This window comes from Citrobacter sp. Cf088, from assembly GCF_030334295.1.
Classification (GTDB): Bacteria; Pseudomonadota; Gammaproteobacteria; order Enterobacterales; family Enterobacteriaceae; genus Citrobacter; species Citrobacter freundii.
This window is the reverse complement of sequence record NZ_JAOWEE010000054.1, coordinates 150,890-167,021: the sequence shown is the minus strand read 5'-3', so window position 1 is coordinate 167,021 and position 16,132 is coordinate 150,890. Positions and strand designations below refer to the sequence as shown.

The window sequence follows — 16,132 nt, the reverse complement described above, 5'->3', positions numbered from 1 at the left end:
AAGAGGACTGAGAAGGTGTGATATAGTTCACATAACAAAAAAGACAATGAAATCAATCATACTTATGGATTGCAGCTCATGTTTTGAGATGAAAAATGAATACTATGCAGAAATAATCCCAACATGAGATTATTGCATTAACAATTAAAAAGCCCCCTATTAACAATAGAAGGCTTTTTATTTAACTTATGGATTAAATATCTGCATTTACGGTTTTCATATAGCTGGTTACTAAGTAATCAGTGACCAAAGATATATCTTTTGAAAGATTTTGCAGTTCATTCCATTTACGAATAACGGGCTGGCCATCAATGTCTGTTCCAAAGTTCCATACCCCGCTACTCCATGCGCAAAGCGGCTTAATTCGGTTTAACTCTTCGACAAAACGAGTATAGGAAGGGATCTCAGTCCAACCAGGTTCACCTTTATAGTCCTGATGTACATGATCGATTTCATCCATCAAGCTTCCAAGCGCAAGAATACCAACGCCATGTAACAAGCGGGAATAGCGAGGCTTTTTATCCCAGTCATCAGTAAACACGGTTTCCACAGCTGACCAGAAGTTGTTCAGCAGCTTCACCATCTTCCCTTCATCCCCCAACCCTGTCGCCGGATCACGGAAGCGATACAATGCTCCCTCACGAAGACTGGCATCAATCATTTTGATCATCGAGTTGTCAGCAATAACCCCATCAGGATTGGTCGCCGTTTTGATGCGCCCCGCAAGTGGACCTTCGCCGAAGTTCAGTCGTTGAGTCAGCAGTGAAGGAAACTTACGCATTTGCAGATCGGATGGCAGACGGCCGTGGGTATGCGGTGCCAGTTCGTATAACAACGTTTTGGGCAACGGTTTTGTGGAGTTAACCAGCATAAACTGTTCACGCTGTTCTTCTGCGTCATTAGCGATAAAAGCGGAGACCGGCATCATAAACGAGTCGATTTCCGCATCCCGCAAAGCAGCGGTACGTTGTTGACCATCCACAATAAACCCTGGCTTCTCAAAATCCTTATCTTCGGAGAAAGGTATCACCAGATGCCCCATGTCGCCATTATCTGTAAGCGGTTCAAAACGCACACGCTTATCAAAAGCGATAATCACCGGGTTTGGTATCATCGGATTTGCGCTCTCAATGTAGCGCTGAATTTCGCGAATATGGTTACGTACTTCTGGACGCTGATAACCAACCAAACTCTCTTCGCCGCGACGAATACGCGAAATCGCTGCAATTTTGCTGATCTGTTTACCTTCTATCGCAAGGCTATAGAGTTGCCTCTCCTCACCCTGTCGGATTCTCAGGGCGGGAACACGATATTCACTCATGACAGTTCCTCTGAGCGTAATGACAATGTGTGCTGTAAACGGTTGTACAACACCTGAATATTATGGAAACCGCGGCGACGGTTACGTTCTGCTCCGCGGAAAATGATGACGTTGATACCGATGGCCTGGCAAATATTGCACTGGCATTGTTTCCAGGGGCGTTCTCCCAGCGTGCGTTCATAATCCGCACGGATTTTGTCGGCCTCTTTTTCACCCGAATGCAGGCGTTCATAAGCCAGGACTGCATCAAGAGTCTTCTCAAGGGACAAAGCCCCTTTATCGTATTCGAACAGGGCATTCATGGCATCCTTTTCCAGATGCCGTGCAATATCCTGATCAATCACGCCAGATTTTATTTTGCGACTCAAACTTGGATTCGCATCAAACTGAGGGACACGCACAGCGGTATAGGCCGGGCCATCAAGCATATGGTAGTTATTTTTCCGATCTTTGAAAGCCTGCTGCAGAGGTGTAGTTGAGTCAATGCTGGTCACACCAAACTTGATAAAGTCGGCGAAACTCTCTGGACGGGCAATGCCAAGCAAGTGGACACGCGTATCACTTTTCAGCAACGGTTTAATCTCTTCGAGAGTCTCAAGGATCTGCGCCGTTTTCAACGGCACCATCCCCCCCATGGTGATATTTTTATATCCCATGGCCAGCAGAGCCTCTACAGACTGACGGTAGGAGGTTTTGCTCCATCCATGTGCAACGCCAAAGGCGGTGAAACAAGATCTTTGGGACTTGTTCAAAAACTCTTGAGCCAAGGTCAGCGTGATATCCTGGCGTCGGCGGCATTCAGCCAACACGTCACCACTGAATACTTCACCTGGCTTCTCATAGCCAAAGACGATGTGATCGAGAGAAACGCCATAGTTAAAGCGGGAAGTTTCGTAGAACTCAATTACCTCTTCCACACGGTATGGCGGGACGTCCTGGTTAACATAGGTGAAGGCTCCGCAATCACCCATAGTTTCCATATTTTCCGGCAGGCGGAAAAAGTGCTTCATTCCATTACGGAAGTAACGCAAACGCTGGGCACGAGTATATTTACTCTCACCACCGCCAAGACCATCTACTACAGCTTTAGAAACCAGCATACCATCGTAAGGATGAGGAAAAACCTCATGCGGATAATGATCGTCACGTTGACGCACGCGATGTTCGTTACGCGTTTCGCGGAAGAAGTCGAAACTGGGATCGATAAAATCCTGACTATCAGGGAAAAAATACTTTAGCTTCGACAACTTACTCTCCTGTGATGCCACTGCAAAGCCTCAAAAAACGGGGGATTCTACCATGAAACCCAGGCAAGTAGAATTAAGGTTTAGCTTCCATCAGGGCCTTAAACTCAGCCCGGAAACGTTTTTCCTCAAATGAATTTCCCGCGTCGCGAAACTCTCGCAACGCATGTGTTGCACTGATACCAGGTTTTTGTTGCATAAGCTTTAAAATGAAAGACTTAACTTCCGCTGGGCTGCGGCGAATTCCTTTTTTTACTTCACGCTCAGGTAACTCCTTGAGTTCTTCTACTAACTTTTGAGATAACTCATTTAAATCATTAAGTTGTTTTGACGTAAATTCCTTCACAATGTATTTTGCCACACTGATATTAAGCATGAGCATATTGCATCTTAACCACTGAGCCATATTTTGGTTGGTTTTGAAAAGATATGCAGTCAACCTGCCATTGATTTTTTTGGAAGTGATAATAAGCAGTTGTTTTTTTGCATCAACCAGATACTCAAGACCATTAATAATATCCAGTTCAATTGCATTAATATAATCTGGAGAACCACAGATAATATAATAGTCTTTTTTTCTTTTTTTCATTAACTCTACAATAGATGTAGGATGCTTAGATTTAAAAATAGACCTATTGGTTATTTCTTTCCACCATGTTCTATGAAAACTTTTCCCTACATATTCTTGAGAATATAATGGTATTGATTCATCATATCCAACAGCAAAGGTCGCTTTATACGGTACTACATTGTCTTTGTGGTGAAGGAGGCCCAAGCCAGCAGAAAGCACCCATAAATCAATAGGATAATCATTTAAAATCACTTTAGCCGTCGCCCAGTGCCCACCTTTATAAAGATCCTCTACACATACTGTTGCAGATGTAGATATAGCTTCATTCAGAGCATTACACCAAGAATTTACGAGCACACTTGAAGAAATTCGGCCTGATGAAAATTGACTCAGGCTCAATATATCTCCGCAACCGAAGTGTTTTCCATTTGTACATGTAGTTATTAAGTTGATGTTGCTCACAATCGCCCCCCCCGAATCGTGTTACACAAGCTACAGTAGAAAAAGGGGGATGACAAGAACGGAGTTATCTGTCCCTGAAAATTTTTTCAGGGACAGATGTTAGTGGGGAATATACTCGAAATACTCATCTTGAGAATGAGAACATCTGTGGCATCGTCTCAAAATGCCTTTTTCCTCAAGCGATAAACAAAAGCTTCGACATGACTCAAGAAGGACGTCAGGGCTTTCATTTTTATCTTTAGAAATCAACGCTCTAGCAAGAGTGTCATAACTAAAACCTCCAGTTGAGTGCGATACAATGCTCATCGCAAGTTGGGCATCGAAAGTTTTCATAGTGCACCTCAGAGTCGCCTGAATAATACAGTTATAAAAAAGTATTGATTATAGTTCAAGCCGGCTTTTCAAATTCACGCATAGCAAGCGCCAGGAATTATACTATTTACCAAAATCATAAGGGCTAACTTCCCTTGCCCGATTCGCATCCAAAAAATCAGCCCACCACTGCAGCATCAGTCGCCGCTCATCAAGATGCTCAGCCTTATGAATGTAAGCAGCACGTACTGAGTTACGTTCCATATGGCTCATTTGCCGTTCCACTGCGTCCCTTGACCACAATCCAGATTCGATCAATGAACTACAAGCCATTGTCCTGAAACCATGTCCGCAAACCTCTACCTTCGTGTCATAACCCATAACGCGCAGGGCCTTGTTCACCGTGTTTTCACTCATAGGTTTGCGATGGTCGTGATCGCCAATGAAAACAAAATCGCGATCGCCACTAAGTTTGTGAACGTGTTTAAGGATTGCTAACGCTTGTTGAGATAGCGGCACCAGATGAGGCGTACGCATTTTTGAGCCACGCTGGGAGTGTTTTACCCCTTCAATAGTTTCTCGCTCAGCTGGAATCGTCCACATTGATGTTTCAAAATCGATCTCAGACCACCGAGCAAAGCGCAATTCGCTGGAACGAATAAAGATCAATAACGTAAGTTCGACGGCCAAACGAGTCATAGGGCGACCTGTGTAACCATCAATTCTGCGGAGTAGTTCTGATAAGCGTTTCAGCTCAAGCGCTGGACGATGGACACGATTACTTGAAGCTACAGCCCCAGCCATTTCCTGGGCCGGATTGTAATCAATCAACCCACTTTGCACGGCGTACCGCATGATGGCTGTGGTTCGCTGCTGAAGGCGAGAAGCAACTTCAAGGCGGCCTGTTGCTTCGACAACTTTAATAGGTGCAAGCAGATCGCGAGTCTTCAGCTCTTCAATGCTACGCTTGCCAATAGTTGGAAACAGATTATCTTCTAGGCTCTTCAGCACCCGTCGGCTGTGTTCCTCAGACCATTTCTTGTTAGTTGCATGCCACTCTCGGGCAACAGACTCAAAGGTAATAGCCTCTTTCGCCTGTTTTTCTTTCACAGCACGTTTATGCTCGCGAGGATCGATTCCAGCAGCAACAAGCCTCCTTGCCTCTTCCCTCTTCTGCCTCGCATCGGCTAATGATGTTTCAGGATAAACACCAAATGCGATCAAGTGCTGCTTACCACCAAAGCGAAAGCGGAACCGCCAGTATTTTGAGCCGTTAGGATGAACCAGCAAAAACATGCCATCCCCATCGACAAGGGTGTACTCCTTTTCCTGCGGTTTTGCAGAACGCACTTTGATATCTGTCAGAGCCATAAAAGTTCTCCTTCCATGTGCCGCTGTGAGTATACAACCATTATCGAACCAGCATATATACTCGGTTCTATACTCACAAGCGACTTGATGTGGGTTGACTCAGATTGACTTCTGTTGAAAGGAAAATCGCGGAAAGCCTTGTGTGGCGCGGATTTCAGGCACAAAAAAAGACGTCCGTTGACGTCTATTGATGTTCCGATGGTGCCGAAGGCCGGACTCGAACCGGCACGTATTTCTACGGTTGATTTTGAATCAACTGCGTCTACCGATTTCGCCACTCCGGCACGGAAGGGATGCGGAAAACGTTGTGGATTATACCTGTCGTGCGCCACCATGCAAGCGCCAGCGTGTGTCTGGCTCGCTAAGTGTTGAAAATTTCAGCATTACCTTTCTTACCTGTAACCCTCATCACAGTTTACCCGCTTCTTAATCCCCCCTTCTGCGAAGCGGCCCGTTTCCCCATGCTCTACACTTCCAGTTCAACACCACACTGAGGGAAACACGATGTCGATGATAAAAAGCTACGCTGCAAAAGCGGCGGGCAGCGAACTCGAACTCTATGAATATGATGCGGGAGAGCTCAAGCCGGAAGATGTCGAAGTCCAGGTCGATTACTGCGGTATCTGCCATTCCGATTTGTCGATGATCGACAACGAATGGGGGTTCTCTCAGTATCCGCTGGTTGCCGGGCATGAGGTGATTGGTCGCGTGGCGGCGCTCGGCAGCGCGGCGCAGGATAAGGGTCTGAAGGTTGGTCAGCGCGTCGGTATTGGCTGGACGGCGCGCAGCTGCGGGCACTGCGACGCCTGTATCAGCGGCAATCAGATCAACTGCCTGGAAGGTTCCGTTCCCACTATTCTTAATCGCGGTGGCTTTGCCGAGAAGCTACGGGCCGACTGGCAGTGGGTGATCCCGCTACCGGAGAGTATCGATCTGGCGGCAGCTGGCCCATTACTGTGCGGCGGCATTACGGTGTTCAAACCGCTGCTGATGCACCATATCACCGCCACCAGCCGCGTCGGGGTGATCGGCATCGGCGGGCTGGGGCATATCGCCATTAAGCTGTTACACGCGATGGGCTGCGAAGTGACCGCGTTCAGCTCCAATCCGGCGAAAGAGCAGGAAGTGCTGGCGATGGGGGCAGATAAGGTGGTCAACAGCCGCGATCCAGATGCGCTAAAAGCGCTGGCGGGCCAGTTCGATCTCATCATTAACACGGTTAACGTCGATCTCGACTGGCAGCCCTATTTTGAAGCGCTGGCCTACGGCGGTAACTTCCATACCGTCGGTGCAGTGCTGAAGCCGCTGCCGGTTCCGGCGTTTACCTTAATTGCCGGGGATCGCAGCATCTCCGGTTCGGCGACCGGGACGCCATTCGAGCTGCGCAAGCTGATGAAGTTTGCCGGGCGCAGCAAGGTGTCGCCTACCACCGAGCTGTACCCGATGTCGCAAATTAACGAAGCAATCCAGCATGTGCGTGACGGCAAAGCCCGCTACCGCGTGGTGCTGAAAGCCGACTTCTGATCGTCTTTGTCGGGAGGCGTAAGCTTCCCGGCTATTCTCCCCGCTATTCCAGGCAGGTAAAATTCTCCTCACAATCTCCGCAATTTAGCGGTGAAGAGTGCGTCACGGTTGCCTATACTCCAGGCAGGATAAATGGAGGAAATCTCAATGAGCGCACCCCTGCTAATTGCCCGCACGCCGGACACCGAACTGTTTTTACTGCCAGGCATGGCCAACCGTCACGGGCTGATTACCGGCGCGACCGGGACCGGTAAAACCGTCACACTACAAAAGCTGGCCGAATCGTTGTCCGAGATTGGCGTACCGGTATTTATGGCCGATGTGAAAGGTGACTTAACCGGCGTGGCCGAGGAAGGACAAGCCTCTGAAAAGCTGCTCGCCCGCCTGAAAAACATCGGCATTACCGACTGGCAACCGCATGGTAATCCGGTCACGGTGTGGGATATCTTCGGCGAAAAGGGTCACCCGGTGCGAGCCACGGTATCTGACCTCGGGCCGCTGCTGCTGGCTCGTCTGTTGAATCTCAACGACGTTCAGTCCGGCGTGCTGGATATTATCTTCCGCATTGCCGATGACCAGGGCCTGCTGCTGCTCGATTTCAAAGACCTGCGGGCCATCACTCAGTACATCGGCGATAACGCTAAATCCTTCCAGAATCAGTACGGCAATATCAGCAGCGCTTCGGTCGGGGCTATCCAGCGCGGACTGCTGTCGCTGGAGCAGCAGGGAGCGGCGCACTTCTTTGGCGAACCGATGCTGGACATCAAAGACTGGATGCGTACCGACGCCAGCGGCAAAGGGATGATTAATATTCTCAGCGCCGAGAAGCTCTACCAGATGCCCAAACTGTACGCCGCCAGCCTGCTGTGGATGCTCTCTGAACTGTACGAACAGTTGCCGGAGGCGGGCGATCTGGAGAAACCAAAACTGGTGTTCTTCTTTGATGAAGCGCACCTGCTGTTCAACGATGCCCCGCAGGTGTTGCTGGATAAAATCGAACAGGTGATCCGTCTGATCCGCTCGAAAGGGGTCGGCGTGTGGTTCGTCTCGCAAAACCCGTCGGATATTCCGGACAACGTGCTTGGTCAGTTGGGGAACCGCGTGCAGCACGCCCTGCGCGCGTTCACGCCGAAAGATCAGAAAGCGGTGAAAACCGCGGCGCAAACCATGCGCGCCAACCCGGCATTTGATACCGAAAAAGCCATTCAGGAGCTGGGAACCGGCGAGGCGCTGGTGTCGTTTCTGGACGCCAAAGGCAGCCCGTCGGTGGTTGAACGGGCGATGGTGATTGCGCCGTGCTCACGGATGGGACCGGTGACGGACGACGAGCGCAACGGGCTGATTAATCACTCTTCGCTGTACGGCAAATATGAAGAAGATATCGACCGAGAGTCCGCCTATGAACGTTTACAGCAGGGCGTGCAGGCCAGTACCGAGCAGCAAAATACGCCTCCCGCCAACGGTAAAGCGGTCGAGGTGGACGGCGGTATCCTCGGTGGATTGAAGGATATTTTATTTGGCAGCACAGGGCCGCGCGGCGGCAAGCGCGATGGCGTGGTACAGAGCGTGGCGAAAAGCGCGGCGCGACAGGTTACTAATCAGATAATCCGCGGCATGTTGGGGAGTTTGATGGGCGGGAGAAAACGCTAGCCCGTATTACGTTGCCGGATGGCGGCTTAACGCCTTATCCGGCCTACGGGTCCGGAGTAGGCCTGAAAAGCGCAACGCCATCAGGCCTACGATTACTATGATTACGATTTACGCAGCATCAGCCACAGGCTTATCAGGAAGAAGCTGGCGCTTGGCAGCAGCGCACCGATAATCGGCGGAATGCCGTACACCAGCGTCAGCGGGCCAAAGATTTGGTCCAGCACATAGAACACAAAACCGAAGCTAATCCCCGTCACCACACGCACACCCATCGGGACGCTACGCAGCGGACCAAAGATAAACGACAACGCCATCAGCATCATGACCGCCACTGATAGCGGCTGGAAGACTTTGCTCCACATATTGAGCTGGTAGCGTCCGGCATCCTGGCCGCTCGACTTCAGGTACTTCACGTAGTTATGCAGACCGCTAATCGACAGCGCGTCAGGATCCAACGCCACGACGCCGAGCTTGTCGGGCGTCAGGTTGGTTTTCCAGGTGCCGCTCACCGTCTGCGAGCCGGTGATTTGTTTCGGATCGGTCAGGTTGGATTCATCCACCTGCGACAAACGCCAGACCTTCTGTTCCGGGTCAAACGTCGCGCTCGCAGCGTAGCGTACAGACTGCAGACGGCGCTTGTCGTTAAACGAGTAGATGCTAATCCCACCCAGCTCGGCCTCGCCTTTCACCCGCTCGATGTAGACAAAGCTGTCACCATCTTTCGCCCACAAACCCTGCTGGGTAGAGAGCAGCGAGCCGCCGTACATCTGCTGCGCACGGTAGTTACGCGCCATCTGTTCACCCTGCGGTGCGACCCATTCGCCAATGGCCATCGTCAGCAGCACCAGCGGAATCGCGGTTTTCATCACCGACAACGCCACCTGCATACGGGTAAAGCCAGAAGCCTGCATCACCACCAGTTCACTGCGCTGGGCCAGCATGCCCAGCCCCAGCAATGCCCCCAGCAGCGCCGCCATCGGGAAGAAGATCTGGATATCTTTCGGCGCACTGAGCAGGGTATACAGCCCGGCGCCCATCGCATCGTAGCTCCCCTGCCCGGCTTTTTTCAGCTGGTCAACGAACTTGATGATCCCGGAGAGCGACACCAGCATGAACAGCGTCATCATGATGGTGGTGAAAATGGTTTTACCGATATAGCGGTCAAGTACACCAAAAGGCTGCATTATACCGCTCCTTTACGCATAAAACGGGCACGCAAGCGGCGCATCGGCACCGTATCCCAGAGGTTAAGCACAATCGCCAGCGCCAGATAAGCCAGGTTAACCACCCACATCCAGAACACCGGATCCAGCTTACCTTTGCCACCGTTCGACTTCAGCGATGTCTGAACCAGGAAGAACAGCAAATAGAGCAGCATTGCCGGCAGCATCGACAGCACGCGACCCTGACGCGGGTTTACCACGCTCAGCGGTACAACCATCAGCGCCATCATAAATACGGTGAATACTAACGTGATACGCCATGTCAGCTCCGCGCGGGCACGATCGGTGTCGGTCGCCAGCAGCGTACGCATGGTCATCTGTTCGGTATCGTTTGGATCCAGCGCCACGGCCTGATGGCCGATAATCGCCTGATAATCCTGGAAGTCGGTAATGCGGAAATCGCGCAGCAGCGCGGTACCTTCAAAGCGCGTCCCCTGGTTTAGCGTCACAACCTGAGAGCCATCACGCATCTGGGTAAGATGTCCGGAATCGGCTACGACGACCGAAGGACGAGCGTTGCCTTTCGGGCGGATTTGCGCGAGGAACACGTCTTTGAAGTTGCTGCCGTCAACGCTTTCGATAAACAGCACCGAACTGCCGTTGGTCGCCTGCTGGAATTGCCCCTGGGCAAGCGCCGCCATACCGGGGTTCGCTTTCGCCTCCGCCAGGACTTCGTCCTGATGTCTGGAGGACCACGGTCCGGCCCACATCACGTTGACCGCCGCAATAATACTGGTAAACAACGCCAGCACCATCGCCGCTTTAACAAGCACAGCCTTGCTCAGCCCACAGGCATGCATGACCGTAATTTCACTTTCGGTATACAGTTTGCCCAGCGTCATCAGCAGCCCGAGGAACAGGCTTAAGGGCAAGATAAGTTGCGCCATTTCTGGCACGCCCAGCCCCAGCAGCGAGAGCACCAGATTTGCCGGGATATCACCGTCAACAGCCGCACCAAGGATCCTGACCAACTTTTGACAAAAGAAGATCAAAAGCAGGATGAATAGGATCGCAAGTTGGCTTTTGAGCGTTTCCCGAACCAGATATCTTATGATTATCACTTTAAATACGCCCGTAAAAACCCGTCTTTTGCCGGAATTTAGCTTGTTTCATGGCTTAAACGTCATTTATTCTCTTGAGTCGTCGAAATCGTCGCTAAGATCATTATACTCAACGGATCCACCTCTCAGAAATTGTTCTGACGTGCCAATGCCGTAATAACGTTAAGATTAACACGAAGTCACCGCAACAGCGGGTATGAGTTACGAAAGCTTGCAATTCTATCCGTAGCCACCGCTGTTGTCTTTAAGATTCAGGAGCGTAGTGCATGGAGTTCAGTGTAAAAAGCGGTAGCCCGGAGAAACAGCGGAGTGCGTGCATCGTCGTGGGTGTCTTTGAACCACGCCGCCTCTCTCCGATTGCAGAGCAGCTCGACAAGATCAGCGACGGGTACATCAGCGCACTGCTGCGTCGTGGCGAACTGGAAGGCAAACCGGGTCAAACCCTGTTGCTGCACCATGTTCCTAACGTTCTGTCTGAGCGAATTCTCCTCATTGGTTGTGGCAAAGAGCGCGAACTTGACGAGCGCCAGTATAAGCAGGTCATTCAGAAAACCATCAATACGCTGAATGATACTGGCTCAATGGAAGCCGTCTGCTTTCTGACTGAGCTGCACGTCAAAGGGCGCAATAACTACTGGAAAGTGCGCCAGGCCGTTGAGACGGCACAGGAAACGCTGTACAGCTTTGACCAGTTGAAGACCAACAAAAGCGAGCCGCGTCGCCCGCTGCGTAAAATGGTCTTCAACGTGCCGACCCGCCGCGAGCTGACCAGCGGTGAGCGTGCGATCCAACACGGTCTGGCAATCGCCGCTGGCATTAAAGCGGCGAAAGATCTCGGCAACATGCCGCCGAACATCTGTAACGCAGCTTATCTGGCCTCTCAGGCGCGTCAGCTGGCAGACAGCTACAGCAAAAATGTTGTGACCCGCGTGATCGGCGAGCAGCAGATGAAAGAGCTGGGTATGCACTCTTATCTCGCCGTCGGTCACGGTTCGCAGAACGAGTCGCTGATGTCAGTCATCGAGTACAAAGGCAATCCGTCCGAAGACGCGCGTCCGATTGTGCTGGTCGGTAAAGGGTTAACCTTCGACTCCGGCGGTATCTCCATCAAACCAGCCGAAGGCATGGATGAGATGAAGTACGACATGTGCGGCGCGGCGGCTGTGTACGGCGTAATGCGCATGATGGCCGAGCTTCAGTTGCCCATCAACGTCGTCGGCGTACTGGCGGGCTGCGAAAATATGCCGGGTGGCCGCGCGTATCGCCCAGGCGACGTGCTGACCACCATGTCTGGTCAGACCGTTGAAGTGCTCAATACCGACGCCGAAGGCCGTCTGGTGCTGTGCGACGTGTTAACCTACGTCGAGCGCTTTGAGCCGGAGGCGGTGATTGACGTTGCGACCCTGACCGGCGCGTGCGTGATTGCGCTGGGCCATCACATCACCGGCCTGATGTCGAACCACAACCCGCTGGCACATGAGCTGATCGGTGCGTCCGAGCAGGCTGGCGACCGCGCGTGGCGTTTGCCGCTGGGTGATGAATACCAGGAGCAGTTAGAGTCTAACTTTGCGGATATGGCGAACATCGGCGGACGCCCTGGCGGCGCTATTACCGCGGGCTGCTTCCTGTCACGCTTTACCCGTAAGTACAACTGGGCGCACCTGGATATCGCCGGTACCGCATGGCGCTCCGGTAAAGCCAAAGGTGCAACCGGTCGTCCGGTCGCGTTACTGTCGCAGTTCCTGCTCAATCGCGCGGGTTTTAACGGCGAAGAGTAAGTTTAAGATTGCCCCGTAGGCCGGATAAGCGCAGTGCCATCCGGCAAAACGCCTGATGGCGGCGCTAATACGCCTTATCAGGCCTACGGTGTGCATCATGGCAACGCATTTAAATCCACCACAAGAAGCCCCATATATGAAGAATGCGACGTTCTATCTTCTGGACAACGACACACAACAAGATGGTTTAAGCGCCGTCGAGCAACTGGTGTGTGAAATTGCCGCAGAACGTTGGCGGGCTGGCAAGCGCGTGCTTATCGCCTGTGAAAACGAAAAGCAGGCTCTTCGACTGGATGAAGCCCTGTGGGCAAGACCGGCAGAAAGCTTTGTTCCGCATAATCTGGCGGGCGAAGGCCCCAGAGGCGGCGCGCCGGTAGAAATTGCCTGGCCGGAGAAACGCAATAGCAGCCCGCGCGACCTGCTCATCAGTTTGCGCGTTGGCTTTGCAGATTTTGCCACCGCTTTCACAGAAGTGATAGACTTCGTTCCTTACGAAGATTCTTTGAAACAATCGGCACGCGATCGCTACAAAGCTTACCGCGTGGCTGGTTTTAACCTGAATACGGCAACCTGGAAATAATGGAAAAGACATACAACCCACAAGATATCGAACAGCCGCTTTACGAGCACTGGGAAAAGCAGGGCTATTTCAAACCTAACGGCGATGAAAGCAAAGAGTCCTTCTGCATCATGATCCCGCCGCCGAACGTCACCGGCAGTTTGCATATGGGTCATGCTTTCCAGCAAACCATCATGGATACCATGATTCGCTACCAGCGCATGCAGGGTAAAAACACCCTGTGGCAGGCTGGTACCGACCACGCGGGTATCGCTACCCAGATGGTGGTTGAGCGTAAGATTGCCGCTGAAGAAGGTAAAACCCGTCACGACTACGGTCGCGAAGCGTTTATCGATAAAATTTGGCAGTGGAAAGCGGAATCCGGCGGCACCATTACCCGTCAGATGCGCCGTCTCGGCAACTCCGTTGACTGGGAGCGCGAGCGCTTCACTATGGACGAAGGTCTTTCCAATGCCGTGAAAGAAGTCTTTGTTCGCCTGTACAAAGAAGATCTGATTTACCGTGGCAAGCGTCTGGTCAACTGGGACCCGAAACTGCGCACCGCTATTTCTGACCTGGAAGTGGAAAACCGCGAGTCTAAAGGCTCGATGTGGCACATCCGCTATCCGCTGGCCGACGGCGCGAAAACCGCAGACGGTAAAGATTACCTGGTCGTGGCGACCACCCGTCCGGAAACCATTCTGGGCGACACCGGCGTGGCCGTGAATCCGGAAGATCCGCGCTATAAAGATCTGATCGGCAAATTCGTTATTCTGCCGCTGGTTGACCGCCGTATTCCGATCGTCGGCGACGAACACGCCGATATGGAAAAAGGCACCGGCTGCGTGAAGATCACCCCGGCACACGACTTTAACGACTACGAAGTCGGGAAACGTCACGGCCTGCCGATGATCAACATTCTGACCTTTGACGGTGACATCCGTGAAACCGCGGAAGTGTACGACACCAAAGGTGAAGAGTCCGACGTTTACTCCAATGAAATCCCGGCTGAGTTCCAGAAGCTGGAACGCTTTGCCGCGCGTAAAGCGATCGTCGCTGCCATTGATGCGATGGGCCTGCTGGAAGAGATCAAACCTCACGATCTGACCGTTCCTTACGGCGACCGTGGCGGTGTGGTTATCGAACCGATGCTGACCGACCAGTGGTACGTCCGTGCCGACGTGCTGGCAAAACCGGCGGTTGAAGCGGTTGAAAACGGCGACATCCAGTTCGTACCGAAGCAGTACGAAAACATGTACTTCTCCTGGATGCGCGATATTCAGGACTGGTGTATTTCCCGTCAGCTGTGGTGGGGTCACCGTATCCCGGCATGGTATGACAACGACGGCAACGTATATGTTGGCCGTACCGAAGACGAAGTGCGTCAGGAAAACAACCTCGGCGCCGACGTTCAGCTTCGTCAGGACGAAGACGTTCTGGATACCTGGTTCTCCTCCGCGCTGTGGACCTTCTCCACGCTCGGCTGGCCGGAAAACACCGACGCGCTGCGTCAGTTCCACCCAACCAGCGTGATGGTCTCCGGCTTCGACATTATCTTCTTCTGGATTGCCCGCATGATCATGATGACCATGCACTTCATCAAAGATGAAAACGGCAAGCCGCAGGTTCCGTTCCATACCGTCTACATGACCGGTCTGATTCGCGACGACGAAGGCCAGAAGATGTCCAAATCCAAGGGCAACGTTATCGACCCGCTGGATATGGTCGACGGTATCTCACTGCCGGAGCTGCTGGAGAAACGCACCGGCAACATGATGCAGCCGCAGTTGGCTGAGAAGATTGCCAAACGTACCGAGAAGCAGTTCCCGAACGGCATCGAGCCGCACGGCACCGACGCCCTGCGCTTTACCCTGGCGGCGCTGGCCTCTACCGGCCGCGATATCAACTGGGATATGAAGCGTCTGGAAGGTTACCGTAACTTCTGTAACAAGCTGTGGAACGCCAGCCGCTTCGTGCTGATGAACACTGAAGGAAATGATTGCGGCTTCAACGGCGGCGAAATGACCCTGTCTCTGGCCGACCGCTGGATCCTCGCTGAATTCAACCAGACCATCAAAGCGTACCGCGAAGCGCTGGATAACTTCCGCTTCGATATCGCTGCGGGCATCCTGTACGAATTCACCTGGAACCAGTTCTGCGACTGGTATCTGGAGCTGACCAAGCCGGTAATGACCGGAGGAACTGATGCTGAACTGCGCGGCACCCGTAATACGCTGGTCACCGTGCTGGAAGGTCTGCTGCGCCTGGCGCATCCGATTATCCCGTTCATCACCGAAACCATCTGGCAGCGCGTGAAGGTGATTTGTGGCAACACCGCAGATACCATCATGCTGCAGCCGTTCCCGGAATATAACGCGGCTCAGGTAGATGAAGCGGCGCTGGCCGATACCGAATGGCTGAAGCAGGCGATCGTTGCCGTACGTAATATTCGCGCGGAAATGAACATTGCCCCGGGCAAACCGCTGGAGCTGCTGCTGCGTGGTTGCAGCGCGGATGCAATGCGTCGTGTCAACGACAACAAGAGCTTCCTGCTGAACCTGGCGCGTCTGGAAAGCATCACTGTGCTGCCAGCCGATGATAAAGGTCCGGTCTCCGTGACCAAAATCATCGACGGCGCCGAACTGCTGATCCCGATGGCTGGCCTCATCAACAAAGAAGATGAGCTGGCGCGTCTGGCGAAAGAAGTGGCGAAAATCGAAGGTGAGATTGCCCGTATCGAAGGCAAACTTTCCAACGAAGGTTTCGTTGCCCGCGCACCGGAAGCGGTCATCGCCAAAGAGCGTGAGAAGCTGGACGGTTACGCAGAAGCCAAAGCTAAGCTGATTGAACAGCAGGCAGTTATCGCCGCGCTGTAAAAATCGTGCCCGTACGTTTGCCGGGTGGCGCTACGCTTATCCGGCAAACGGGCACCGTCAACGTAGGTCGGATAAGTGTTGCGCATCCGACGCCGCAGACAATAAAAGCCTCTGACGCATATGCTCAGAGGCTTTTTATTGAATTATCCTCGCTTGCGCTTCCCCTCACCGCAGTGGTAT

General features: G+C 52.4%; 12 protein-coding genes and 1 tRNA gene. 5 read left to right on the top strand and 8 right to left on the bottom strand.

Annotation, left to right across the window (positions count from 1 at the left end):
• Positions 1 to 193: 193 nt before the first annotated feature.
• The 5 genes from dbpB to OGV71_RS19300 all read right to left on the bottom strand — a co-directional run bounded on the left by dbpB (position 194) and on the right by OGV71_RS19300 (position 5,565).
• On the bottom strand, positions 194 to 1,321 hold the full coding sequence (gene dbpB, locus OGV71_RS19320) for a DGQHR domain-containing protein DpdB (protein WP_032175787.1): 1,128 nt from the start codon (positions 1,319 to 1,321) through the stop codon (positions 194 to 196).
• Positions 1,318 to 2,568 carry a tRNA-guanine transglycosylase DpdA gene (dpdA, locus tag OGV71_RS19315; RefSeq protein WP_032175786.1) on the bottom strand — a complete coding sequence of 417 codons (1,251 nt, stop codon included), beginning with the start codon at positions 2,566 to 2,568 and terminating at the stop codon, positions 1,318 to 1,320. Before dpdA ends, dbpB begins: the two co-directional genes overlap by 4 nt.
• Positions 2,569 to 2,641: 73 nt before the next feature.
• On the bottom strand, positions 2,642 to 3,493 hold the full coding sequence (locus OGV71_RS19310; RefSeq protein WP_050487632.1) for a hypothetical protein: 852 nt from the start codon (positions 3,491 to 3,493) through the stop codon (positions 2,642 to 2,644).
• Between the two features lie 540 nt (positions 3,494 to 4,033).
• Positions 4,034 to 5,281: a tyrosine-type recombinase/integrase gene (locus OGV71_RS19305; RefSeq protein WP_174349140.1), complete on the bottom strand. Its 1,248-nt coding sequence runs from the start codon at positions 5,279 to 5,281 to the stop codon at positions 4,034 to 4,036.
• 199 nt (positions 5,282 to 5,480) lie between these two features.
• A tRNA-Leu gene (locus OGV71_RS19300) sits at positions 5,481 to 5,565 on the bottom strand.
• A 220-nt stretch (positions 5,566 to 5,785) separates the two neighbouring features.
• Between OGV71_RS19300 and ahr the strand changes: the two genes are divergently transcribed.
• Both ahr and OGV71_RS19290 read left to right on the top strand, forming a co-directional pair.
• Positions 5,786 to 6,805 carry an NADPH-dependent aldehyde reductase Ahr gene (gene ahr / locus OGV71_RS19295; RefSeq protein ID WP_003839634.1) on the top strand — a complete coding sequence of 340 codons (1,020 nt, stop codon included), beginning with the start codon at positions 5,786 to 5,788 and terminating at the stop codon, positions 6,803 to 6,805.
• Positions 6,806 to 6,952: 147 nt separating this feature from the next.
• A complete protein-coding gene (locus OGV71_RS19290; RefSeq protein WP_003025876.1) occupies positions 6,953 to 8,455 on the top strand; it encodes a helicase HerA-like C-terminal domain-containing protein in 1,503 nt (500 codons plus the stop codon).
• A 101-nt stretch (positions 8,456 to 8,556) separates the two neighbouring features.
• Here OGV71_RS19290 and lptG read toward each other — a convergent pair whose 3' ends face one another.
• The 3 genes from lptG to OGV71_RS19275 all read right to left on the bottom strand — a co-directional run bounded on the left by lptG (position 8,557) and on the right by OGV71_RS19275 (position 10,852).
• Positions 8,557 to 9,639 (bottom strand): LPS export ABC transporter permease LptG, encoded by a 1,083-nt coding sequence (lptG, locus tag OGV71_RS19285; protein WP_003025875.1) that lies wholly within the window; start codon positions 9,637 to 9,639, stop codon positions 8,557 to 8,559.
• A complete protein-coding gene (lptF, locus tag OGV71_RS19280; protein ID WP_032948416.1) occupies positions 9,639 to 10,739 on the bottom strand; it encodes an LPS export ABC transporter permease LptF in 1,101 nt (366 codons plus the stop codon). Before lptF ends, lptG begins: the two co-directional genes overlap by 1 nt.
• Positions 10,740 to 10,801: 62 nt before the next feature.
• Positions 10,802 to 10,852: a hypothetical protein gene (locus OGV71_RS19275; RefSeq protein WP_212723231.1), complete on the bottom strand. Its 51-nt coding sequence runs from the start codon at positions 10,850 to 10,852 to the stop codon at positions 10,802 to 10,804.
• Positions 10,853 to 11,005: 153 nt separating this feature from the next.
• Here OGV71_RS19275 and pepA point away from each other — a divergent pair, with 153 nt between their 5' ends.
• The 3 genes from pepA to OGV71_RS19260 all read left to right on the top strand — a co-directional run bounded on the left by pepA (position 11,006) and on the right by OGV71_RS19260 (position 15,952).
• Positions 11,006 to 12,517, top strand: coding sequence for a leucyl aminopeptidase (gene pepA / locus OGV71_RS19270; protein WP_204584184.1), 1,512 nt, complete (start codon positions 11,006 to 11,008; stop codon positions 12,515 to 12,517).
• A 136-nt stretch (positions 12,518 to 12,653) separates the two neighbouring features.
• Positions 12,654 to 13,097, top strand: a complete 444-nt coding sequence (holC, locus tag OGV71_RS19265) for a DNA polymerase III subunit chi (protein WP_003025862.1) — start codon at positions 12,654 to 12,656, stop codon at positions 13,095 to 13,097.
• Positions 13,097 to 15,952, top strand: a complete 2,856-nt coding sequence (locus tag OGV71_RS19260) for a valine--tRNA ligase (protein WP_032948415.1) — start codon at positions 13,097 to 13,099, stop codon at positions 15,950 to 15,952. Before holC ends, OGV71_RS19260 begins: the two co-directional genes overlap by 1 nt.
• The last annotated feature ends 180 nt before the right edge of the window (positions 15,953 to 16,132 follow it).

Bases quoted from the DNA above. Each gene is read 5' to 3' on its own strand.
- OGV71_RS19305 (WP_174349140.1), bottom strand. From the start codon at position 5,281: ATGGCTCTGACAGATATCAAAGTGCGTTCTGCAAAACCGCAGGAAAAG.
- OGV71_RS19290 (WP_003025876.1), top strand. From the start codon at position 6,953: ATGAGCGCACCCCTGCTAATTGCCCGCACGCCGGACACCGAACTGTTT.
- dbpB (WP_032175787.1), bottom strand. From the start codon at position 1,321: ATGAGTGAATATCGTGTTCCCGCCCTGAGAATCCGACAGGGTGAGGAG.
- ahr (WP_003839634.1), top strand. From the start codon at position 5,786: ATGTCGATGATAAAAAGCTACGCTGCAAAAGCGGCGGGCAGCGAACTC.
- holC (WP_003025862.1), top strand. From the start codon at position 12,654: ATGAAGAATGCGACGTTCTATCTTCTGGACAACGACACACAACAAGAT.
- lptG (WP_003025875.1), bottom strand. From the start codon at position 9,639: ATGCAGCCTTTTGGTGTACTTGACCGCTATATCGGTAAAACCATTTTC.
- pepA (WP_204584184.1), top strand. From the start codon at position 11,006: ATGGAGTTCAGTGTAAAAAGCGGTAGCCCGGAGAAACAGCGGAGTGCG.
- OGV71_RS19260 (WP_032948415.1), top strand. From the start codon at position 13,097: ATGGAAAAGACATACAACCCACAAGATATCGAACAGCCGCTTTACGAG.